Annotated in this window: 19 protein-coding genes and 7 tRNA genes; 7 read left to right on the top strand and 19 right to left on the bottom strand. The window is 49.7% G+C overall.

What is annotated here, in order from left to right:
* The first annotated feature begins 77 nt into the window (after window positions 1–77).
* A complete protein-coding gene (gene fadE, locus L1285_RS19850; protein ID WP_235413941.1) occupies window positions 78–2,534 on the top strand; it encodes an acyl-CoA dehydrogenase FadE in 2,457 nt (818 codons plus the stop codon).
* Between the two features lie 232 nt (window positions 2,535–2,766).
* Here fadE and L1285_RS19845 read toward each other — a convergent pair whose 3' ends face one another.
* From L1285_RS19845 to L1285_RS19830, 4 genes are all read right to left on the bottom strand, one after another.
* Window positions 2,767–3,843, bottom strand: a complete 1,077-nt coding sequence (locus tag L1285_RS19845) for a DUF6136 family protein (protein WP_235414022.1) — start codon at window positions 3,841–3,843, stop codon at window positions 2,767–2,769.
* Window positions 3,844–3,850: 7 nt separating this feature from the next.
* On the bottom strand, window positions 3,851–4,432 hold the full coding sequence (locus L1285_RS19840) for an ABC transporter ATP-binding protein (RefSeq protein ID WP_235413940.1): 582 nt from the start codon (window positions 4,430–4,432) through the stop codon (window positions 3,851–3,853).
* Between the two features lie 67 nt (window positions 4,433–4,499).
* Window positions 4,500–5,405 carry an SMP-30/gluconolactonase/LRE family protein gene (locus tag L1285_RS19835; RefSeq protein WP_235413939.1) on the bottom strand — a complete coding sequence of 302 codons (906 nt, stop codon included), beginning with the start codon at window positions 5,403–5,405 and terminating at the stop codon, window positions 4,500–4,502.
* 96 nt (window positions 5,406–5,501) lie between these two features.
* The gene (locus L1285_RS19830) at window positions 5,502–7,769 is read right to left on the bottom strand and encodes a DUF5916 domain-containing protein (protein ID WP_235413938.1); all 2,268 of its coding nucleotides are present in this window, start codon (window positions 7,767–7,769) and stop codon (window positions 5,502–5,504) included.
* A gap of 265 nt (window positions 7,770–8,034) precedes the next feature.
* Here L1285_RS19830 and L1285_RS19825 point away from each other — a divergent pair, with 265 nt between their 5' ends.
* The gene (locus L1285_RS19825; protein WP_235413937.1) at window positions 8,035–10,062 is read left to right on the top strand and encodes a winged helix-turn-helix domain-containing protein; all 2,028 of its coding nucleotides are present in this window, start codon (window positions 8,035–8,037) and stop codon (window positions 10,060–10,062) included.
* A gap of 10 nt (window positions 10,063–10,072) precedes the next feature.
* On the opposite strand, the gene L1285_RS19820 is transcribed toward L1285_RS19825, so the two are convergent.
* The 11 genes from L1285_RS19820 to dnaQ all read right to left on the bottom strand — a co-directional run bounded on the left by L1285_RS19820 (window position 10,073) and on the right by dnaQ (window position 15,495).
* Window positions 10,073–10,840 carry a substrate-binding periplasmic protein gene (locus tag L1285_RS19820; protein WP_235413936.1) on the bottom strand — a complete coding sequence of 256 codons (768 nt, stop codon included), beginning with the start codon at window positions 10,838–10,840 and terminating at the stop codon, window positions 10,073–10,075.
* A gap of 147 nt (window positions 10,841–10,987) precedes the next feature.
* Complete coding sequence (locus tag L1285_RS19815) at window positions 10,988–11,908, bottom strand: IS630 family transposase (protein ID WP_442960525.1); 921 nt, start codon at window positions 11,906–11,908, stop codon at window positions 10,988–10,990.
* Window positions 11,909–12,460: 552 nt separating this feature from the next.
* Window positions 12,461–12,537 (bottom strand) — tRNA-Asp (locus L1285_RS19810).
* 32 nt (window positions 12,538–12,569) lie between these two features.
* Window positions 12,570–12,646, bottom strand: a tRNA-Asp gene (locus L1285_RS19805).
* 37 nt (window positions 12,647–12,683) lie between these two features.
* Window positions 12,684–12,760, bottom strand: a tRNA-Asp gene (locus tag L1285_RS19800).
* An 87-nt stretch (window positions 12,761–12,847) separates the two neighbouring features.
* Window positions 12,848–12,924, bottom strand: a tRNA-Asp gene (locus L1285_RS19795).
* A gap of 35 nt (window positions 12,925–12,959) precedes the next feature.
* Window positions 12,960–13,036: transfer RNA gene (locus tag L1285_RS19790), tRNA-Asp, on the bottom strand.
* 27 nt (window positions 13,037–13,063) lie between these two features.
* Window positions 13,064–13,140: transfer RNA gene (locus tag L1285_RS19785), tRNA-Asp, on the bottom strand.
* A 27-nt stretch (window positions 13,141–13,167) separates the two neighbouring features.
* Window positions 13,168–13,244: transfer RNA gene (locus L1285_RS19780), tRNA-Asp, on the bottom strand.
* A 107-nt stretch (window positions 13,245–13,351) separates the two neighbouring features.
* Window positions 13,352–14,698, bottom strand: coding sequence for a TIGR03503 family protein (locus L1285_RS19775; protein WP_235413934.1), 1,347 nt, complete (start codon window positions 14,696–14,698; stop codon window positions 13,352–13,354).
* Window positions 14,699–14,784: 86 nt separating this feature from the next.
* On the bottom strand, window positions 14,785–15,495 hold the full coding sequence (gene dnaQ / locus L1285_RS19770) for a DNA polymerase III subunit epsilon (protein WP_046006842.1): 711 nt from the start codon (window positions 15,493–15,495) through the stop codon (window positions 14,785–14,787).
* A 69-nt stretch (window positions 15,496–15,564) separates the two neighbouring features.
* Here dnaQ and rnhA point away from each other — a divergent pair, with 69 nt between their 5' ends.
* Window positions 15,565–16,032, top strand: a complete 468-nt coding sequence (gene rnhA, locus L1285_RS19765) for a ribonuclease HI (RefSeq protein ID WP_235413932.1) — start codon at window positions 15,565–15,567, stop codon at window positions 16,030–16,032.
* Between the two features lie 4 nt (window positions 16,033–16,036).
* On the opposite strand, the gene L1285_RS19760 is transcribed toward rnhA, so the two are convergent.
* The gene (locus tag L1285_RS19760; protein ID WP_046006844.1) at window positions 16,037–16,789 is read right to left on the bottom strand and encodes a class I SAM-dependent methyltransferase; all 753 of its coding nucleotides are present in this window, start codon (window positions 16,787–16,789) and stop codon (window positions 16,037–16,039) included.
* A 51-nt stretch (window positions 16,790–16,840) separates the two neighbouring features.
* Between L1285_RS19760 and gloB the strand changes: the two genes are divergently transcribed.
* Window positions 16,841–17,620, top strand: coding sequence for a hydroxyacylglutathione hydrolase (gene gloB, locus L1285_RS19755; RefSeq protein WP_235413931.1), 780 nt, complete (start codon window positions 16,841–16,843; stop codon window positions 17,618–17,620).
* A gap of 103 nt (window positions 17,621–17,723) precedes the next feature.
* The gene (locus tag L1285_RS19750; protein ID WP_235413929.1) at window positions 17,724–19,286 is read left to right on the top strand and encodes a lytic transglycosylase; all 1,563 of its coding nucleotides are present in this window, start codon (window positions 17,724–17,726) and stop codon (window positions 19,284–19,286) included.
* A gap of 62 nt (window positions 19,287–19,348) precedes the next feature.
* On the opposite strand, the gene L1285_RS19745 is transcribed toward L1285_RS19750, so the two are convergent.
* Genes L1285_RS19745 through L1285_RS19735 form a run of 3 tightly spaced genes read right to left on the bottom strand, consistent with a single transcriptional unit; the run spans window position 19,349 to window position 20,843 of the window.
* Complete coding sequence (locus L1285_RS19745) at window positions 19,349–19,792, bottom strand: flavodoxin (protein WP_235413927.1); 444 nt, start codon at window positions 19,790–19,792, stop codon at window positions 19,349–19,351.
* Window positions 19,792–20,526: a tRNA pseudouridine(65) synthase TruC gene (gene truC, locus L1285_RS19740; protein WP_235413925.1), complete on the bottom strand. Its 735-nt coding sequence runs from the start codon at window positions 20,524–20,526 to the stop codon at window positions 19,792–19,794. The genes L1285_RS19745 and truC overlap by 1 nt, the downstream gene beginning before the upstream one ends.
* Window positions 20,520–20,843 carry a YqcC family protein gene (locus L1285_RS19735; RefSeq protein ID WP_235413924.1) on the bottom strand — a complete coding sequence of 108 codons (324 nt, stop codon included), beginning with the start codon at window positions 20,841–20,843 and terminating at the stop codon, window positions 20,520–20,522. Before L1285_RS19735 ends, truC begins: the two co-directional genes overlap by 7 nt.
* A 134-nt stretch (window positions 20,844–20,977) precedes the next feature.
* Here L1285_RS19735 and L1285_RS19730 point away from each other — a divergent pair, with 134 nt between their 5' ends.
* Together L1285_RS19730 and L1285_RS19725 are read left to right on the top strand one after the other, a co-directional pair.
* A complete protein-coding gene (locus L1285_RS19730; RefSeq protein WP_235413923.1) occupies window positions 20,978–22,009 on the top strand; it encodes a DUF3549 family protein in 1,032 nt (343 codons plus the stop codon).
* Entirely contained in the window at window positions 22,006–22,308 is a 303-nt protein-coding gene (locus L1285_RS19725; protein WP_046006851.1) for a DUF3301 domain-containing protein, read from the top strand. The genes L1285_RS19730 and L1285_RS19725 overlap by 4 nt, the downstream gene beginning before the upstream one ends.
* Window positions 22,309–23,004: the final 696 nt, after the last annotated feature.

Genomic DNA, 23,004 nt, shown 5'->3' with positions numbered 1-23,004 from the left:
GCTTTTTAAGCTTGAAATCACTGGTCCAACAAGCTAGCCTAGCCAATGTGGTCAGACCTCTTACAAGGAATAACAACATGACACTTTTATTTACACTCGCTTTAATCGCACTGGTTAGCGCTGCCTGCTACCACCGTGCGAGCTGGAACACCTGTCTGGGTGTTGCTGCGGCGACGTTGCTAATTGGCACCTTCGCCGGGGCCTTTGGCGCGTTTGCCTGGTTAATCTTCTTAGCCATTGCCATCCCTCTATCAATGACTAACGTGCGTCAGCAGTACATCGTTGCCCCCCTGTTCAAGGCGTTCAAAAAAGTCACGCCGAGCATGTCAGAAACCGAAAAGTCCGCTATCGACGCCGGTACCACCTGGTGGGAAGCCGATCTGTTTTGTGGTAATCCAAACTGGAATAAACTTCACCAGTATCAGGCGCCACGCCTGACTGCGGAAGAGCAAGCCTTTATGGACGGCCCGGTTGAAGAAGTATGTGCAATGCTGAACGACTGGGAAGCAACCCACGAGCTGACCGACCTGCCGCAGGAAGTATGGCAATACCTGAAAGACAAAAAGTTCTTTGCCATGATCATCAAAAAGCAATACGGTGGTCTGGAGTTTTCGGCCTATGCGCAGTCTTGCGTTCTGCAAAAGCTGACCAGTAAGTCGACTCTGCTGTCTTCTATCGTTGGTGTACCTAACTCATTAGGTCCGGGCGAATTACTGCAGCACTATGGTACACAAGAGCAAAAAGATCATTACCTGCCTCGTCTGGCAAAAGGCGATGAGATCCCTTGCTTTGCCCTGACTTCTCCGGAAGCCGGCTCTGATGCATCATCTATCCCGGATTTTGGTATCGTCTGTAAAGGTGAATGGGAAGGCAAAGAAACCTTAGGTATTCGCCTGACCTGGAATAAGCGTTATATCACGCTTGCACCTGTAGCCACCGTATTGGGCCTGGCATTCAAAATGCGCGACCCGGATGGCCTGCTTGGTGACAAAAAAGAAATTGGTATTACCTGTGCGCTGATCCCAACCAGCACCCCGGGTGTTGAAATTGGCCGTCGCCACTTCCCACTGAACGTCCCATTCCAGAATGGTCCAACTCAGGGTGAAGATGTCTTCGTACCGCTTGATTTCATTATTGGTGGTCCGAAAATGGCAGGTCAAGGCTGGCGCATGCTGGTTGAGTGTTTGTCAGTGGGTCGCGTGATCACACTGCCGTCTAACTCAACCGGTGGTATTAAGTCTCTGGCGCTGGCCAGTGGAGCATACAGCCGTATCCGCCGTCAGTTCAAACTGCCCATTGGTAAAATGGAAGGGATTGAAGAAGCACTGGCTAAACTGGGTGGTTACGCCTATAGCAGTGACGCAGCGGTAAGCATGTCAACGGGTGCCGTCGACTTAGGTGAAAAGCCGTCTGTTATTTCTGCTATTTTGAAATATCACCTGACAGAGCAAATGCGTGATTCAACCAAGCATGCTATGGATATTCATGGCGGTAAAGGGATCTGTCTGGGTCCAAATAACTACCTGGGCCGCGGTTATCAGGGTGCGCCAATTGCTATCACAGTAGAAGGTGCAAACATTCTGACCCGTAACATGATAATCTACGGTCAGGGCGCAATCCGCTGCCATCCTTTTGTACTGGCTGAGCTCAACGCCTGTACCATTAAGGATAAGGAAGAAGCGCTGAACAGCTTTGATCAGGCATTAATGGGCCATATTGGCTTTACCATTTCTAACCTGGTTCGCACTAAGTGGCTGGCCCTGACTGGCGGTCGCTTCAGCAAAGTACCATTTAACGATGAAACGGCAGATTACTATCGTGCTGCTGCACGCTTTAGTGCCTCGCTGGCACTGATGTCTGACATCTGTATGGCCGTTTTTGGTGGTTCACTGAAACGTAAAGAGCGTATTTCTGCGCGACTGGGCGACTTGCTAAGTTACCTGTACCTGGTTTCTGCCACACTGAAGCGTTACAACGATGAAGGTCGTCGTAAAGAAGACTTACCTTACGTTCAGTGGGCTTGTCAGGAACATTTGTACCTGTGTCAGCGCGCTCTGGCGGATCTCATTAACAACATGCCGTCAATGGCGTTGCGTGGTCTGCTTAAGCTGATCCTGTTCCCATTCGGTCGTCCGGTCCGTAAGCCGACGGATCAGATGGAGCACAAACTGGCGCAGCTTCTGCAAACGCCAAGCTCAGCCCGTGACCGTCTGGCTTCACACATTTACCTGCGCGATGAGCCACTGAACCTGATTGGTAAACAAGAGCAAACACTGAAGGACATTCTGGAAGTGGAGCCGCTGTTCGACAAAGTGTGTCGTGCCAAAGGTGAAAAACTACCGTTCATGCGCCTGGACAAAGTGGCCGAAATGGGTCGTGAATGTGGTGCGCTGAACAACGACGAAGCCGACAAACTGGCAGCCGTCGAAGCGAAGCGACTGGCCGTTATCAATGTGGATGACTTTGATCCGGCTGATCTACTGGCTGGTAAAGCCAGAGTAGTTGCAAAAGACGCGGGCGCTAACGCCGCGTAACTTGTCTCGAATCTAAGGCCAGCTAAGCTGGCCTTTTTTATGCCTGCTATTTATACCAATTTCACTTAATACCTGTTCAATTTGACGGAGCAAATATGACGCTAACTGTGTTAAAAACTTCTCATTTAGAACCTTATACCTTAGACATAGGTTCACAAATTTTTGCCTAGTTATCGAACATATTTTCTCGCCTCAAAATAGAACACTTAATTAAGCAAATTGGTATTACCACTCAGATAAACAACACTTTAATCATCATCACAGTGACACTGAAACTGCCCCAGGCCACAGCCAAACGTTGTGGATGGCGCTGAACCACCCACATCAGTAGCGGGCTGCCCAATATCACAGCCAGGCTGAATGGCTCGCCATCGAGCAGTAGTACACCTCCCAGCCAGCTCACCAAGCTTACTCCGTAAATCAGTAATGACTGGCTAAGTACAAGCTGAGAATACACACCCAGACCGCGCCAATAGGCTCTGCGCCCGGCCACCTGTTTGTTGGTATCCAGATACAGGCTGCTCCACCACAACTGATTCACGAGCAGTATGACTAACGTATAGTAGTGCAAAAGATCTGGCCGCTCTTTGGCAATGATCAAACCGGCCCACAGTGTCAGTAATGACGCCCCCGAGCGCCACAGCAACATCCAGGGAGAAGCTTGGATAACATAGTACCAGAAGCTTGCAAGGTTTAGCCGGGGCTGCGGCAGTGTTACCCGGAACCTGGGCCTGATCCAATCCAGCGCCAGCCAGAGTAAAATAACGGCCAGATAAATCTCGATAGTGGGGACCAACCAGATGGCTACAAAAGCAACCAATATTGCGCTCAGCAAGGTCTGCGGGCGATAGAGTAAAGCCAGGGCAAATAGCCACTGAACCAGCATAAAGCCTGGCAGCTGCGGCGCCTGCCAGAGCTTATCAATGCCAATACTCATTGTCAGGATGAGCGCCGCAATAAACAAACTATGACATGCCAGTAAGAGGAGCCAGTCAGCGGCATATTGATGTAACCGGCTACGCAACAAGGTAGGATGAAACACGCGATGCGCGGTGTCCATGATTGCAGGTTTAACGGCCTGTAGCAGTAAGCTCTGCAGCAGCACAAAGCCAAATGCTACCTTTATGGCCAGGTCATGCGAGTCGAAAGACACCAGTTTACCCAGGCCATAAAACACGCCAATGATAAGCTGAGGAATAAAAATAAAAAACAGCGTCACAAACATCAATGAGAATTGCTGCAGCTGTTTCATCAGCACAGCCAGCGCCGTGCGCCATGCCCGGTATCGATACTGATAAAAATGTAACATCACTACCTCACCCAAATAATGGCTGAGTGGCAAAGCCTATATCAATAAAAGCCAGGGGTTCATGACAGCTTATGATCACCTGGGCAGGATGGTGCTTCAGCCAGCCCAACAATACATCGAGACTAGCATGATCCAATGCAGCACTGGGCTCGTCCAATACCAGATAAGGCGTATTACGCATTATAGCGTTGATCAGCTGACACTTTTTCTGATTACCGGATGACAAGGCGCCATAGCGGGTATCCAGAAATGGCTCAAACCCCAGTTGAGCTATCATCAGTTCAGGCCAGGGACACGCCCAGCTTTTGACGGTTAATTGTAGCAACTGCCGGGCTGTCAAAAATTCCGGATAGGGGATTGAATCGCTGGCCAGTGCGACCACTTGCTGCGCTGCAGGCTGTGGTTGCCCGTCAAATAACACAGCGCCATGAAAGGCATCATCCAGACCAGCAATGATCCTAAATAAGGTGCTTTTCCCCTGCCCGTTTGGCGCTTCAATGCACAGCTTTTGCTCAGCCAGTGTCGCGCTATAGTCAGAGAAAACCGGGTCGTGCAGGTACACTTTGCTCAGGTGTTTTATTTCTATCATACAGGTCCTTGATTGTTGCCTGTTCCGATATTAACAAAACACCTGAGCCGGGCATATGCGGCTGTCGTTACAAAGTATGTCGGTTAAAAGCGCGTCCTGCGTATTGAGAAATAAAAGTTTCAATAGCGCCGCGCTTTTGCATGGTCACAAACACCTGCTTACCATCTTTGCCGCCAAAGGCAATATTGGTCGGATACTTGCCCTTCAGCGCAACCTTGCGCAAAAGCTGTCCTTGCGGTGAAAGGATAGCCACTTCGCCTGCGCCATAACGGGCTACATACAGGTTGCCATTTTCATCACAGCGCATGCCGTCCAGACCATGCTCGGTAAATTCGTAAAACAATTCTGGCGTGCCAGTCATGCCCTGCTCATCGAGTGGAAATGCCCAGATACGGCGCTGCACGCTCTCATTAACATACAAGGTCCGGTTATCCGGACTGACTTCTATGCCATTGGTGGTGCCCATATTGGCCCGCAGCAACTGAGTCTGACCATCGGGAGAGATCCGCCAGACTTGCCCCTGGCTGTTTTGCCAATCCGGATCGCTGGCAAAGAGCACACCGCTGTCACTGATCGCCAAATCGTTGGGCTGGTGCATGTGCGGGTTATGGGCCAGCACGGCAACCGATTTATCGGGCGATACTTTCAGCACGTTGTGACCGGTATAATCGGCGATATACATATTACCCTGCGGGTCGAAGCGGATCCCATTTCCTGTGCTTCCCTTGGGCAGGGTCAGATACAGGTTTGCTTTATCGCGCTCCCTCACCTGACCGATAGTGCCCTGCTGAGCAAAATTGACCGCATACAACACGCCATCACGGTCCACAGCCGGACCTTCTACCCCGTCAGTAAACATCCCATCCGAAACCCAATCCTGCGCCTGATACAAGTTGGTTGTGTTCTGATGAGCGATGCACGAGGCTAGCAAGCTCAGCGCTGCGCCCACAATCACGGTATGTCTTATTGGCATTGCCTTGTCCTTGAATATAAAAAACTCAGTATGCGACGCTGAACACGCGCTGTGAATTGAGAAATATTCACACAACGAAGGGCTGCACTGCGTTTGTCAGAACTTATACCTGACTTTCACTAACACCGAGTCTTGCATCGGTGCCTGCCACAACTGTTTTGCGCTCTCCAGCCAGGCCTGTGCACCAATCTGGCCCCGGGGTAAGCTGTCTCCCACAGCAGCACCGCGGCGATAGACTAAGAACAGATCGGACAAAGCCCCCACCCGGTAACGCAGCTTAAACTGGCTGGACAGGCGGCGGTCCTCAAAGCTGGTGTCCACATTGTGTAACAGCTGGCGCAGGTTCTCCTGTAATGCAAAAACCTGATCGCTACGCGCCTCAAGGACTGCCCATTCCAAAGTCGAAGAAAATTCCAGCTTGTCGGTGATAAGGCCGCTCACCTGAATTTTATTAACGAAGAAATCCCGCTCATACTGAGTGACCTGATCGGTATCACTTGCCACTAACCAGCCATCCCCGGTGCGGTAAAAGTTATTAAATTTCAGCGTCCAGTTTGGGTGCGGCAGCCAGGTCAAGTCGACCGCATATTGCTGCGTACTGCCTGCAAACCCTTCCTGGTCATACTCAAAGCTGGCAGCCCAGGAGAATTTTCCGATATAAGGACTGATATACATTACCCGGGTTTCCCAATTTCCGGGCACCTCAAAAGCCTGACTGTTACGCCCGATATTGTCCTGCCAGCCTCCGCTGACTCTATCCAGGTGCAGGTCAACCTGGCCGCCGCTGGCCAGCAACCACTGGCTCAGATAAGCCTGCCGGGCCGGTAGTTTCAATCCGTCATTATCAGCCTCGTAGCGCAATGTTAGTGAGTGCTTAATACGCGATAACCAGTCGCTTTGTTTATTGATAGCATGGCTAAATTTTGCCTCACTGTACTGCCAATTATTGCGCTGAGCATAACCCAGATCGCTATTATCAAAACGGTCATTGAGCTTGAGATAACGCCCTTCTACGGTGGTGTTTGGTGAGAACTGATACCCCAGCTGCATTGACACCCCATTGCCCGTCTGTTCACTTAGCTGCTCTACCTGACTGGCCAATAGCGCTCCCTGAAACGACCAGGTGGCACTTTGATATTGGCTGTCCCAGGCAACAGTTTTCGCATTGCGCGCCAGCCAGGGACGGTCGGTATAAGTTGCCAGCACACCCGACTGCCAATGTTTTTGTCGATACTTTGCCCGGGCAGCATAAAAGCGCTTACCGGCGTCACTGTCGAGGTCATTTTCTTTTACAGCAAACGCACCGACCTGCATGGTCTCGCCCTGATGGACAAAGCGGGTAGCCAGATCAATGGGCGTAATAAACTCACTGCCATCGTCGCTGCCTGCGCCTATCCGCCGGGTGTGAATAAGCTTAGTATCTTGCAATGCCTGCACGCTGAACACGCCTATGTCCTGAGTAAAGAAAGGCCGCTTGTCACTGCGCAGCGTTTCAACGGCGCTGTAGTTAATATCGACCTCGTCACTGTCTACCTGGCCAAAGTCCGGGTTCACCGCCACCGACCATTTTTGGTGGTGACTGGGTTTATAAAACAGATCAAAGCCCGCATCGCTCTTACTGTTATCTGTCACCTGCTCAGCAAAATGCTGCTGATGGCTCACATAAGGTACAAAGCTCAGCTGGCTGTGCTGTGGGATGGCCGATTTCAGCTTAGGCATACCGAGATAGAAATCGCTATTGCTGGTTGTTTGTTTTTGATTTGCATAGATATAATTTTTACTCAAGTCATAAAGCTGAATAGAAATCCCGATTTCGCCTTGCGCGCTGTCAGCACGGTGCGCCGAATTGTAAAAAGACACCGTATGCCAGGGAATAAACACCTCGGCAGACCAAAAATCCGCCGCCTCGAACGTCGCTGACTGCCAGTCACCGTCCCAGTCGCTGTCTTTAGTCAGCTGCGGAGTCAATACCGCATCCTGCGTACCGCCGCCCAGCGTTAGTGCAAACTCATAGGCACCACTGCCATCACCGGCAAAGTCGACCACAATGCGATTGAACTCGGCCTGCATAAAGGCGTCCTGAATATTAAACTGCTTCTGCCTGCTCGCCTCATCCTGATAGTTTACAATACCAATGTAAACACCTGATTTATCGCTAAATACCCTGGCATGTACCTTATCGGTATGGGCTGTCAGGGTGGCAGGAGCCACCTGGTAAAAACGCCTAAACTGCCTGGCGCTCTGCCAGGGGGTTTCATCCAGGCGACCGTCGAGGTTTATCTGTGTGTCCCGGGCCTGATTTGCCTTTAGCATCTGACTGCTCAATACTGCACCGATGCACAAGACCCAATAATATTGCTTCATATGACTGCTCCCGATATGAGTAACTGCACGCATTGCAGCAGAAAAGCGTCGTAAAAAAGCTGAAAGTTTCCTGAATAAGGATGATCAAACGCTGATGATTATTGACTTTGTTCTGAACTAGGTTAGTTTCAGCTCATATACTTGGGGGATCGCTTGATTGCCCTTCATTAGATTGCGAAAGCCGCAATGGACTAACAGAAACTGGTATAGACTCGAATACCGCGCCAGTCATACAGATAAAAACAACCAAGGTAGCCTGACTAAGATGGATTCACACAGGGAGACAAACACACGCACTCAGCACTATTACTTTTTATCCTGGCAGTTTGATGCCAGTCAGGATGAGTTGCGTGCGCCAGACAGCCAGGTGACCATTAAGCTTGAGCCTCAGGTTGCCAGACTACTGGAACTTTTTGTCGCCTCGCCCGACACTGTGCTGTCGCGGGATGCACTGAGCGAGGCGTTATGGCCAGATACCATTGTCGAATCTAATAGCCTGTATCAATTACTGACCAAACTACGTCGTATTCTGAATGACAGTGCCAGAGCGCCTCGTTTTATTAAAACGGTGCCCAAACGGGGTTATGTGTTTATTGCCCCCGTTGCGCTGCGTCAGCCACAGGCTCGCGCGCATAGCGAGGTCCAGAGTGCCTCAGCGACTGAGCCCGCCACCAATGGTAAAAAACACGCCCGATTGCTGGTATTACCCATAGTTGCCGCCTGCTTCAGTGCCATTGCCTATTTTTCGTCGGCACCAGAGTCCATTGCTGTGCCACATTATGAAGTTGAAGATATTACCTATGAATTGGGGCTGGAGTTTGATGTCGCAGCCCATACCAGCAGACCTCTGCTGGTGTATGTTGACGATTTTAATACTCTGGTTATCAGCGATAAGCAGGGGAACCAAAATACGCGCCTGAGTTTTGATAACCGGGTTGCCAAACCAACCTGGCACCCTGCTCGGGACTGGCTTGCATTCTGGCAATACCAGGGAGATGGCTGTCGATTACTGATAGTCAATGCACAGGGCCAGCAGCTCCACCAATCACAGGACCTGCCCTGTTACCATATTCAGGCACCCAGCTGGCGCTCAGACACGCAGCTGATTGCCACGGTACACGATAAAACGGGGACGCATGCATATCAATATACTATTGATAGTAAAGGATATATTCCTATCCCGTTAAAGCTGAACAAGGGAGATAAGCTGATCACCACAGTGCGCGGCTGGGATCAGCAAACTTACTACCTGATCAAAGACGCCAACCTGCACTCGCGGCTGATCACCTTAGATGCTAAGGTGCAGATGCGCTGGCCTTACCCCGTGTGGCTGATTGCTTACGACCCAAAACACCACAGCATGATCACCAACGACAGCAGCAAACACCACAATCTGATTGCCACCACCCGAGATGGCCAACAATACCCGGTTATTGCAACGCCACAGGGGCTCTTCAGCAGCCTGAGTGTTGACAATCAGGGGAATATTTTCAGTGCCGCAGAAAGCTGGCAGGTGAATATTCGCGACAAGGACAACCTGCCGATTTTTTCCAGCTCAAGCCATGACTATCTGCCCGTCACGAACAGCCTGGGCGAGACCGCATTTATGTCGCGTCGCACCGGTGCCTGCGAGATTTATTTGCACAGCAACGACCGGGTGATCCAGCTGACTCATCACACCGGCGATGAATACGTCAACTTTGTCACCTGGAGCCCGGACAATGCCTATATTCTGGCTAACCGGGAGTCCCGTTTGTTGTTGCTTGACCGCTCAGGTGTGGTGCAAACCTTTACCCCACAGTTATCGCACTCGCTCAGCCATTTTGGCTGGCTGGACAGCCAAACCCTATGGGCTTCCGACGGCCACGAGGTGCTGATCTACAGTAAGTCAGGGCAACTAAAGCGCCGCTATAATGTGAGCTCTGATCTGCTGCTGTATGACCACCAGGCACAAAACTGGCTTGTGTTTAAACAATCGGCCATTTATCGGGTCACAGATCTGGCTGAGTCGCTGTCAGATAAGTCGCGACTTGCGTCACTTACGCCCAAGGCCTATCACCAACTTACCAATCCCAGACTCAAAGATGGTTTCCTGTACTGGCAAAGCGCCTGGTCAAAATCGGATCATATCTGGCGCATGTCGCTTGATGGCAATACCCGGCCAGAGCTCCTGAAAACGCAGCATCTGTTGTGGCATTACGATATAGCCGCCGATGGCACTTTACTGATTGCAAAGATGGAATCTGTCGAAGGAGACATCAAACGGCTGAGCCAAAAATCCAGAGAAAATTAGCAGCCACAGCTCAATCCTGCTGAGGAATGAACTCCCCATTGAGCAGCCGTTGCCACTGACGCCCGAACTCGCCTGAGGCTTTGAGCTTTTTCAGGCCTGTATTAAAACGCGTCCGCAAAGCGGCGCTGCCTTTTAATGATTTAGGAAATAACACATGTGCCTGGTAATTTAAAAACGGCTTTGGGTGAGCCCGTATTTTATCTGCCTGTAAAGATGAGAAATGTTCCGTGAGCAGGCTTTGCATGGCAGAATCACTTAACAGAATTAAATCAACACGGTCATTCAGTAGCATGTTCAGGTTAAGCCGGTCGTTGCTGACCATGATCACATCCAAGTCGCCCTCTTCCATTGCTTTGCGAAATTCAGGCACATATTCATAGCCTAAAATCGCCCCTATGCGATAAGGCTTAAGATCATCAATGGTTTGCCACTGTGGCAAGGGTGTTTCAGCGCGAAAGTAAAGTAACAGCTGGCCCCGGTACAGCTCGTCGCTGCAATAAAAGTGCTGCTGATATTCGCGCTCGCAAACCCAGTAAGACGCCATATCATATTGCCCTTGCTGGGCAGCCTGAAAACTACGCTTCCAGGGCAGGTAGACAAACTCGGCATCCAGCCCTTCATTTGCAAGCGCTTGGCGAATGAGATGATTAACAAAGCCATCGTCAACAAGCTGACTGCCGGTAAACGGCGGGTATTCACCGGTAGCAATGCGAACAGGTTCACTTGCCCGTGCAAAACTACAACCAACCAGTATCAATAAAACCAGGGTCCAGTGCATGTTGCTTCACGACAATAAACTAAGCCTTGCTGTTACTATAGATGTAGCTGGCTGATCGCGCTATCGGGCCTGTCATTTAGGCTCGGGTTTACAAGTTAAAGGTCAACGGGAATAAGATTGCTTCAGGTGTTATACCATTTTGAATAATTAACTGGTCAGATTTATCCAGTCCCGAAAGCATAATGATTTCACCCTGTGAGCACATGAGATAAACGCATTCCATGCTTCGCTGACCTGATCCAAAATGTCATCGTAATTGGCAAAGGTTCTGTTTGATAACTTATGTTGCCTCAGCCAGCTCCACACTTGTTCTATGGGATTTAACTCTGGGGAATAAGGCGGCAGCCTAATGATCACTACATTCTCTAAGCCCTCTACCAAACCATCTCTGAAGTGCCAGGCTGCGCAATCCATGATGACCACTGCCATTCTTCCTGGCTGAGTTCTTTGTGATATTTGTTTCAGGTGAGAATACATGACTTCTTTGTTCACTAAAGGTGAGATGAGTGCTTCTGTTTCGCCAGTCGTTGGACACACAGCACCAAACAGATAGGCATATTCGAATTGTTGTTGCTTTACGACTCTTGGGCGTGAGCCTTTTTCAGCCCAAAGTTTTTTAAAAGCTTCCTGGCGAGCTTGCTCCCCTTCAGGATGGATCGAACGACTGCTGATCCATGGGAAGTTTCGCTTTTTCAGCAATCTGTGAACGACCGATAACTCGTATTCTATGTGAAAAGACTCAGAGATATACTGTTGAATATCTTCTAGTGTTAGCCGACCACCTTGCGTGCGCTCTATAGAGCCGAGTACATACGCTTTAAGTTGCTTCAGTTGTGCATCACCCAGTTTGCAAGAGCGGCCCGAGCGAGTTAGTTCTTCCTGGCCTTCTAATCCATAGTCAAGATAGTCTTTCACCCATTTGTTCACGCTTGTACGACTGACCTTCAAGTATTCAGCAATCTGATAGCGAGATTTACCTTCAAAGAAATGAGCCAGCGCGAGCATGCGCACTTTCTTTCTGGGATCCTTAGTCTGTTTGGAGAGCTTAATAAATTCAGAGGGCTGCAAAATCATTATCACATCGATGGATATTAGATTTTGATATTAGATCATAAATTTAATCAATTTGGTATAATTAGGCGTATTATGCCTTTGCAAAAAAAGCGCTTCAATTAAAAAAGGAACAAAACTGGCCAAAGTAACACTCATTAACAGATTAAGCAGGCGGGATTACACCTATTTACAAATTAATATTTCTTAGAATATTGCTAAAAGGATAAGAACATTGCGAAAAGAGCAAGGATAACTGGGCCAGTATTAAGCTTAGTTTTTAATACCAATTTGCTTAATTAAGTGTTCTATTTTGAGGCGAGAAAATATCGTCGATAACCAGGCAAAAAATTTCGCTATTTAGTTGTTCTAAATGAGAAATTTTTAACACCGTTAGCGGCATATTTGCTCCTTCAAATTGAACAGGTATTAAGTGAAATTGGTATAATATAACCAAGATAAAGACTAGGCTGTTAAGATAACTTATGCAGTTCAGGTGCTATTAAATAGTAATGAGAAATTAAATTACCAGGAATTTTCAGGAAGTAATAATGGAGGAGAAATAAAAAGTGGCGGAGTGGACGGGACTCGAACCCGCGACCCCCGGCGTGACAGGCCGGTATTCTAACCAACTGAACTACCACTCCGCAGTGGTATGACTTTTTATGCTTATATCAAATGGCGGAGTGGACGGGACTCGAACCCGCGACCCCCGGCGTGACAGGCCGGTATTCTAACCAACTGAACTACCACTCCGCAGAGATATAATGCAATTTTTTACTCGTTAAAATGTTGGCGGAGTGGACGGGACTCGAACCCGCGACCCCCGGCGTGACAGGCCGGTATTCTAACCAACTGAACTACCACTCCACGAGTAAATAACGATGTTAGTGACGTCGTTTTGTCATAAATTCAGACTACATTGAATCTGATAACCCAAACTAAACCCTGGCTAGATGGCGGAGTGGACGGGACTCGAACCCGCGACCCCCGGCGTGACAGGCCGGTATTCTAACCAACTGAACTACCACTCCACGGTGGTTTAGCTCGGTGTACTTCTTAAAGATGTTGGCGGAGTGGACGGGACTCGAACCCGCGACCCCCGGCGTGACAGGCCGGTATTCTAACCAACTGAACTACCACTCCAAAGAAGTACGGCACAGGATAAGCGATTGGCGGAGTGGACGGGACTCGAACCCGCGACCCCCGGCGTGACAGGCCGGTATTCTAACCAACTGAACTACCACTCCAGCGTGCGCTTATAGAGAAAAAGTAAGTGGCGGAGTGGACGGGACTCGAACCCGCGACCCCCGGCGTGACAGGCCGGTATTCTAACCAACTGAACTACCACTCCGCAGCATCTTGTTCTCTCGCTATTCAGGTGTGCTCCCTGACAGCGGCGTGAATAATACGAATGCCCCCCTTAAGAGTCAACACCTTTTTTGAAAAAATCGGGGATTTTTAGTCATCCGACATCGAAAGGTTCAAAATATCAGCTGATTTATCATTTTTTGAACTCTGTTTGCCGGACTTTTCTGTATCGTCTTCTAACTCTTCTAAATCTAACTGCTTTTTCTTACCAATAAAGGGCAAACTTATTTTAAGTTTGATGGGCTTTTTCTGTACAAAGATGCGCACTGCCAGCCAACCCAACAGCAGGATCAGCAGGTTACCAACCAGCACAATGGCAACAATGGCCCCGGTACTGAGTCCCGGTTCAGGTTCAGGCACTGTGACCGTACGTTGTGTTGGCCGCTCTGACTCGGGCAATTCAGGTACCTTTTCAATGGGACGTTCTATTTCAAAGTTATAATCCGGCAGGCGGGCCATAAATTCACGACCATTAATGTTTTCGCCAAAAGCTGATAGCTCCACACTATATCTTCCCCAGTCATAGTTCTTAATCGCCAGCTGCCGGTATAAACGTTCTTCCCCGTTGAGGGTAAACATCTGCTCTTCGCCATTGGGATATAAAATCTTGCCCTGGAAGATCACGGTTTCGGGCTTCACCACCTCTGAGGCCAGTCGGATAGTCAGCTGGTGCTCAAATTCTTCCGGCCCCGCCAGCATCAAGTCAAAAGAAAATGGCGGCTCTGCAATAATAATGGGATCTTTCACAACCCGACGCTTAAGAATGGGAGTTTCTATAAAGAACTCAGGTTGCCACTCGCCGGCAGGGAAGTTGAGCCGGAATTCGCCAGTGAAGATGCCATCAAGCGGGCGCTCATCAAACTCACGGCCATCGTCTTTAAACTCGGCCACACTTTGGGTGCCTGCGCCAAAGTTGGCGTACTGATCATTGTTGGTACTGACAAATTCCACATAGAGGGTGACCACATCGCGGAAATAACCGATATCGACAGGCTGGCCATCATTGGTCACTTGCCCCTGAATTTTCAGCATTTCACCACGGAATATCAAAGGCGGTAAGGGGTCGACCTGTAATTCAATGTCCCCTAATACCATCACGCGGCTGTCCTGGCGGATCTGACCCAACACCTGCCAGGGACCAGGCATAGGATCCGTCACTATCACCAGGTCATAACTGATTTCGTCATACCATTCGAGTTTTTCATCCGCGATGGCGTGTGTGGCGTAGTACTTACTGCCATCGGGTTTCACCAGCACCACGGCCGGCGTACCGGGAGCACGAAAGAAGAGGAGCGTGATTTTCTTCACATTGTGATCAATGCGAAAACGGTTATCCAGTAGCGGAATTTCATTGATTTTGCCGTCACGCTCAAGCAGCGTAATTTGCGGTGTGTCGGCCATCGTCATCGCGCTGAACAACGCGCTATATAGTAACATCAATCCTGCTAAGCCGATCCGCATGCTCGTTTACCCCATATAAATTAATCGTTCTCTTTAGACACTGACCTTGCGCCTGGCAGCCATTATTGCTGCCACAAACTTTGGCCACTGGCTTTGTTGACCAGCTCCATACGCGCTTCATGGGCGTCTAGCTCATCGGCAGTCGCCATCACCACCTTTAGCGGCGCCCGCTCAGCACTTAATCGACGAATTCCACCGCCACTGCCCTGCTGAGCCTGCTCATTATGTTGCGCCAGATTGAGCTTCTTCTGGCCGCCCGTCATGGCCAGATAAACATCCGACAGGATCTCGGAATCCAGTAATGCGCCGTGCAGCGTACGCTTAGAGTTATCTATATCATAACGACGACATAAGGCATCAAGGCTGTTCTTCTGACCCGGATGCAAGTCGCGCGCCATAACCAGCGTATCTAAGACTTCACATACATCATGGGTTTTTGCAAACCCCTGGTTCAGCATAGCAAACTCGTGGTCCATAAAGCCGACGTCGAACGGGGCATTGTGGATCACCAGCTCAGCGCCCTGAATATAGTCATAGAACTCCTGAGCAATCTGATGGAAAAACGGTTTATCTCGCAAAAACTCGTTGGTAATACCGTGAACGTCTATGGCTTCTTCTTCAATGCCACGCTGCGGGTTGATATATACGTGAAAATTATTGCCGGTCAGACGACGATTCACTAACTCCACACAACCGATCTCAATGATCCTGTGACCTTCTTTGGGGTCAATGCCCGTGGTTTCTGTATCAAGTACTATTTGTCTTTTATGCATATCGTCGTTTGCCTAACTTTGCTATGGTTAGCGTCTATTGGAGTATTTTACATAAAAACAGGCGAATTCGTGCAAAAATCCGTAGAGATCTATACCGACGGTTCCTGCTTAGGCAATCCAGGACCCGGCGGCTATGGTGTGTACCTCAGTTATCAGGGTCATGAAAAAAACCTCAGCGCCGGATATCGGCTCACCACTAATAATCGTATGGAGATGCTGGCAGCCATTGTTGCACTCGAAACCCTCAAGCGCCCCTGCCAGGTTATTTTGTATACCGACAGTCAGTATGTGAAACAGGGCATTGAGTCCTGGCTGGCAAACTGGAAAAAGCGTAACTGGAAAACAGCAGCGAAAAAACCGGTTAAAAATGTCGACTTATGGCAGCGCCTGGATACCGCGGTGCAGCGCCATACCATTGAGTGGCGCTGGGTAAAGGGACATGCTGGCAATAAGTACAACGAACTGGTTGATGATCTGGCCCGCGACGCGGCCGGTGGCAGCGACCTTTTAGAAGATACCGGCTACCAGAGCGAATAGCCGCCTAACCTTGTTCCTGATTGCGGCTGTGTTTCAGTCGCGCCCCTTTTACTGCTGGCGTCCATTTGGGCCGGGCATGCCATTTAGGTTTAATCGGCGTTAAAGGAGCAACCCGCTTGCGGGCCACCAGCAAATAGACACTGCCCATCGGCTTCATATAATGTCGGCAAAAGCGGCGCCAGGGCGCAAAACGCGATAAACGAGAGCCTCTTGCCAGTGAGGCATGGACAAAACGCTCATCAGCAAGAATTTCAAATCCCAGCAGATCCAGCCAGTCTTTAACCCGCGACGGCGTAAAAAAGCGCCCGGACCAGGGCAGCTTTTCTTTGCTAAAGGGCAACAGATGCGCCAGGCCACACAAGCTAAAGGGGTTAAACCCGCTGATCACGATATACCCGCCCGGGATCAAGGTGCGGTGCGCCTCCCGTAAAATATGGTGGGGATCGGAATGATACTCCAGACACTGGCTGAGTATGCAGGCATCTACACTGTGTTCATAAAAAGGTAACTCGTCAATCTCGGCCAGCACCCCCACATGCTCTCCCTCCGGAGCGACACAGATCTGGTGGCTGATGGGGCTTAAGGATGTGTCGAGCTGGCCGCTCAGACAACCCAGCTTGAGCATATGGTAGCCAAACATACGAGGTAACCAGTTGGCCATTCGCCTTTCAATGCCCGCACGCACATAATCACCATGTGGAAAATCCTGCCACTGGTAGGGCTTGGGCCCCTGCTGAAAACTTAGAGCTGGTTTCATGATACGCACTCGCTATACTAGTTACACCTTCACTTTATAGAGCAATGAGTTATGGCGCAAGTCGCAGTGCAGATCCACCCCATCAAGGCCTTCAGTGACAATTATATCTGGGCAATATGTCCGTCAGATAGCAATCTGATGTGGGTTGTTGACCCGGGGCAAAGCGAGCCCGTCATTGAGTTTGCCACGGCAGCGAAAAAACAGTTGGCGGGCGTTTTAGTTACACATCATCACTGGGATCACACCGATGGTATCGCCCCTTTGCGAACGCATTATGGTGAACTGCCGGTATATGGTCCGCACAATACGCCCTTTAATGGCATTACACACTCTTTGCATGACGGTGATAGGGTAACCATTGCCGGGCTGGACTTTACTATCATTCACACCCCCGGACACACACTGGATCATATCTGCTACCTGACTCCTGAGCTGGCATTTACCGGTGATACTCTGTTCAGCGCAGGCTGTGGTCGTTTATTTGAGGGCAGCCCGCAGCAAATGTGGCAGTCATTACAACGGCTATCCCAGTTACCTGCGCAATGCCAAATTTACTGCACGCATGAATACACCCAGGCCAATCTGGCGTTTGCCGCCGCAGTCGAGCCAGAGAATGAAGACATAACTCAGTGGCAACAATGGGGCGAGCAGCAACGCGCTCAGGCGCAGCCGACATTACCCACCACAATCGCACGCGAGTTAAGTATCAACCCTTTTATGCGGGCAAACCTACCACATATGCTAAATACTGTACCGGCTGATATGCAAACCGAGGGGAGTGAAGACTGGCAAAGGTTTGCCGCGCTCAGAAAATGGAAGGATAATTTTTAGGCACTGCTTTAATTTTTACAACTAAACAGTTAACATTGACGGGTTTTAGCTGTGGATTTTTCTGCGGCGCCGTACCCTGACCATGGATCAATGACCGAGTTTTATGAAAAAGCCTCTCTTGCTTCTGCTAGTATCAGCACTGCTGAGCGGTTGTCAAACTACGTTCGACAGCCCGACAATTGAACAAGCCGAACAACTGGATCATGCCAGTCCGGCCGAGATCAGCGACACTCTGATGAGTGCCATTCAGGAGCCCGTGGAAGCCGATGAGCCGCCACCGGTGTTCGACGACGTCTGGGAGCGGATCCGCTATCAGCTGTCTATTGATGTGCCACAAAACCGTCCAGTGGTCTCAGAGCGTAACTACTATCAGCGCCATCAGGCTTATCTGGATCGTATTTCAAAACGCGCCGAGCCTTATCTTTACTATATTGTTGAAGAAGTAGAGAAACGCGAAATGCCGATTGAAATTGCCCTGCTGCCAATCGTAGAAAGTGCCTTCGATCCGTTCGGGTACTCTCACCGTAGTGCATCTGGAATTTGGCAATTTATGCCGCAAACTGGCGAACGCTTCGATCTCAAGCAAAACTGGTGGTATGACGGTCGTCGCGACATCGTTCAGTCAACCCGTGCCGCGCTGGATTATCTCACTTACCTGCATAAAACTCTGGAAGGCGACTGGCTCAATGCCATTGCAGCCTACAACTCTGGAGAAGGCCGACTGCTAAAGGCCATTCGCAAGAATCGCAAGAAGCACTTGCCGACCGATTTCTGGTCTTTGGACCTGCCACGCGAAACCACTGCCTACGTGCCTAAGCTGCTGGCATTGTCTGACTTGTTAAAGCGTCAGGATGAGTTTAACGTTAAGTGGAACAAGATCATCAATGCCCAGGTGGTTGATAGCGTGGAAGTGGGGTCGCAGATCGACTTGGCGCTGGCGGCCGAAATGGCCGACATATCCCTTACTGAGCTTTATCGCCTGAACCCGGGCTTTAACCGCTGGGCCACCGATCCGAACGGACCACATACCCTGTTGCTGCCGGCAGATAAGATAGACGCATTTAAAACACGCCTTGCCAGTACGCCAATAAAAGATCGTCTGCGCTGGCAATACTACACGGTCGCCCGTGGCGATAGTCTGTCAGTGATCGCCAAGAAGTTTTCCACCAGCACCAGTGCCATTCGCTCGCTCAACAAACTGGATTCGCACATTATCCGGGTGGGTCAGAAGCTACTGGTTCCTCTCAGTGACGGCGAACTGCAAAGTGAGCATTTACCGGATGCGGTGCGCAGCGCAGCGAATAAGGCAACGCGCAACAAGAAAACCCACACAGTCACCAGCGGTGATACCTTGTGGGATATCAGCCGTGAGTATGATGTCACTGTCGCGCAACTGGCCAAATGGAATAAACTCAAAGCCAATTCGGTACTCAAGCTTGGCCAGAAGCTCACCATCTACCAAAGCCAAACGACAACACAACCGGTTGCGAATACCACAGAACGCACCATTACCTATAAGGTTCGTAAAGGGGATTCTCTGGCACGGATCGCGGCCAAGTTTAACCTGACCGTCAGTGAAATTGTTAAGTGGAATAAGCTTGCTGGTCAGAAATATCTTCAGCCAGGTCAGAAGTTAAAACTGACTGTTGATGTGAAAAGCTCATAAACCATTTAGATATCAAAAAGCCGCTGACATCAGCGGCTTTTCTAATATTCTTCGTGAACTCATCAAAAATATTGCAGCCACTTTTGTAGCCAGGGGGCAACTGCTTCATAGGGCTCAAAGTGCTCGCATGCGTCTACATCCAGCCGAGGCTCAGTCACTGTTGCGTTGAGCTCCTGAATTAAAGTATCTATCTGACGCCCGGCACCACAAAAGGTGTCACCGTAACTACTGTCGCCCAGGGCAACAACTCCTACGGTTTTCCCCGTCAGCATGGGAAACTGACTTTGCATTTGCAATATTAAAGGTAGCAGATTATCTGGAATATCGCCTTGTCCAGTGGTCGAAGATATAAACAACAGGTTTTCTGCCCCTTGCACCTGCTCCAGCGTCGGTTGCTCAGCAATGACTGCACTGTGCCCTTGCTGCTCAATGTCTTTTTTAACTTCTTCTGCCAGGTTCTCTGCATTGCCAAATACAGAGCCGACAAAAAGTGTAATTGATGCCATTATTGGTAGTCCTTTTCGGTGTCTGGCCAGCCCAGCTTTTTGCACAGGTTCAACATATCTTCTCCCAAACTGGCGCGAATGGTGATGGGTTGTTGACTATAAGGATGCAAAAACTTCAGCTCAGTTGCAAACAACATAAGGCGGCGAATGCCAAAATGATCCTGAAAAAAATGGTTCTGCTTGTTATCCCCGTGATTTACATCACCAATGATGGGGTGGTTAAGGTGGTTAAGATGGCGCCGGATCTGGTGTTTACGACCTGTTTTAGGAAAACACTCCACCAAAGAGTAACGAATGCTGGGGTATTTACCTAGCGGGATATTCAGCGTTGCCTGGTGCAAACAATTGAACTGAGTCTGTGCTTCCTGGGGGGCTTTATCCTGATCCGCGAATTTGTCGGCAATTTTATCCAGCTGTTCTTTCAATGGTTTATCAACATAGACGTCTGCGGGTGCGAAGCCACGGACCAAGGCCAGATAACGCTTTTGTACGGTCCCGTCGATAAATACCTGATTCATATCGCGCGCCGCCTCTGAGCTCAGCGCAAACAGCAGAACACCCGAAGTGGGTCGGTCAAGTCGGTGGACAGGGAAGACATGCTGCCCCAGCTGATCTCTGAGCATCTGCATCGCAAACTGCGTCTCATGCTTGTCTAAGAACGAGCGATGAACCAGCAAACCCGATGGCTTATTGATGGCCACATAGTGCTCATCCTGATAAATGATTTCTAACATGGGGTCGACTCCGATACCGCTGAGTCCAGGCGCTGTAACACACTGAGCAATGCTTGATAGTTAGGGTGTTGTGCGAAGCTGACTTCTGCCATTGGGGCGATGGCCATATTAGCCGGTAAGGCTGCACCGCTTTGTATGAGTGCACGCATCTTAACGACAAAAACAAACTGCAACCACTGTTCAAATCGTAACGTATCGCAACAAAATGGCTGAACAGACAATAACGCTTGCGCCGAGACTGGCTCTGCCTGCCAAAGCTCAGCCTCGCGCAACGTGCGCTCCAGCTCGTCAAGCAAATGCCATACAGGGTGATCCATAGTGCTTCCTCACACAAATACAAAAACCCCATTATACCCCATCAAACCCGGGCATTTGTATCTTTATGGTCACCCTTATCAGTGACCAAGAATAACGTTATAATCGCGCCTCAACGCAATAAAGTGAGATGAAAATGACAGCGCAGATTACGACTTTAGGTGAACTACTGACTTCAGCCGGCACGCAATGGCGCGCCTATGATATTGGCCGTCGCATAACCAAAATCGATAAAAAGCAGTTTGCGCAAATCGAAACCACTCAGGTGCCCTACCCTTATCCGCTCGCTGGTCATGCCCTGTTGGCAATTCAGTTCTGGGATAACCAGGCGACCCAGGACCCATATGTATGGTTTCTGAAGCTACCGCTGGATGAACAGAGCAAACTGGTTGCTGCCAGCCGAGACCACTTTGCCTCTATGGTGATTGACGCGTTAGGCACTCAGCTCACCGGTGAAGCGGCGCAAGGCAAACTGGATAACAACCCCTATGTCTATGCGCCTAACGCCAATAAACTGGCCGCGTTTAATGCTTTACTGAAAACTGAACTCAAACGTCCGGCGTCACAATATTACGAATATGCCGAACTGTATTTTGCACAAAAGCTGGGGCTAGATCAGTGGCAAAACCTGGCAGTACAGGGCCTGGCCGACTTTGCTATGCGTCTGGAGCATGGCAGCAATCGTGATAATTTGAAAGCCTGCTGGTCGCACCTTCCCGCACAAGTGCAATCTCCTCTGGCTGCCATGCTGGAGCACGTGGCCATTGGCGTTGAGCTGACCGAGCACTTGCTTAGCGGACTGAAAACGGCAGTAGAAAGCGAAGATCTGGCAGCCAGTATTAACCACCTCAGAGCCTTATCTGGCAGCCATAGCCTGGGGCTGATTGCGGAAGCAGTAGACACTATTCTGGATTCTCCACTGGCGGCGCAAGCTGATTTGCAACTGACCATTACCGGACGTTGCTGGGAGACTCTGACCGACTCACCAAGGCTTATCAAACTGATGGATAGTGCTGCACACAACACGGAAGTGGACGGCTTATTTGAAAGCATTTTCGCCGATCTGGTTGCAATTCCGACACTGCGCCCACATGTCTTAGCTCTACTTAGAACAGAAAATCGCAGTGAAACACTGTCCAAGGCAATAGGCAGGCTATTTAAACGATGATCACTCTTTGGCTTTTTATTCTTATCGGCGCAGTCATTGCGTTCTTTTGGTTTGGCCGTCAGATAGCAGAGGCGGCACAACAGCATGCGGTTGGACAAGCTGAAAAGCTCAATGTCCAGCTACTCAGTGTCGCCTGTGTTAAACGCAGGCTCGCCGTGCTGAGTAATGGCAGGCTGGGAATAAAAAGTCAATTTGCATTTGAGTTCAGCTCAGATCAGCAAAGTGCCTATACCGGTACTATGCACCTAGAAAACCTGCGCCTTAAAAAGATGGATATTCCACCGCACCGAATGGGCTGATTGGTGTTACCGTGCTGTTCACTGAAGATGACTAACGTGATAGGTTGATATGCGAAGTTAAGGCATGACAGTAAAGCATGCTGTGTGGTGAACTGAATAAAAAAACCAAGGCGTAACCCTTGCGCTACGCCCCAATCTGACGAATTTCCTGGGAGGTATCCGATACCTCTGCCTACAACAAACTAGCAAGCCGCCAAGCTTCATCATCCCCTGAACGGGTATACATCCTGACACACCCGATCTTCTTCCCTGACTTCATCCGATAGGTTACATCCTGTAGATATCCTTAGAGCATCCAAGCACATCCTTTGTCGGCCGATGTGAACTGCTTCGCACCTTTCGACGTCTCTTCCCTATTCCTTTTATAAACAACGTCCTTTTGTGTCCTGAGCCATCCTGACTCTGTCCACTTCGCTTTTCCTAAGCGCTCCTGACCTTCCTTTGGTTAACATCGTCCTGATGTTATCTGAGCCATCCTGACTCTATCCCCTTCGCTTTTCCTAAGCGCTCCTGACCTTCCTTTGGTTAACATCGTCCTGATGTTGCCTGAGCCATCCTGACTCTATCCCCTTCGCTTTTCCTAAGCGCTCCTGACCTTCCTTTGGTTAACATCGTCCTGATGTTATCTGAGCCATCCTGACTCTATCCCCTTCGCTTTTCCTAAGCGCTCCTGACCTTCCTTTGGTTAACATCGTC

Origin of the sequence: Pseudoalteromonas sp. DL2-H2.2 (assembly GCF_021532535.1) — a bacterium.
Taxonomy (GTDB): domain Bacteria; phylum Pseudomonadota; class Gammaproteobacteria; order Enterobacterales; family Alteromonadaceae; genus Pseudoalteromonas; species Pseudoalteromonas rubra_A.
This window is presented reverse-complemented; position numbering and strand designations above follow the sequence as displayed.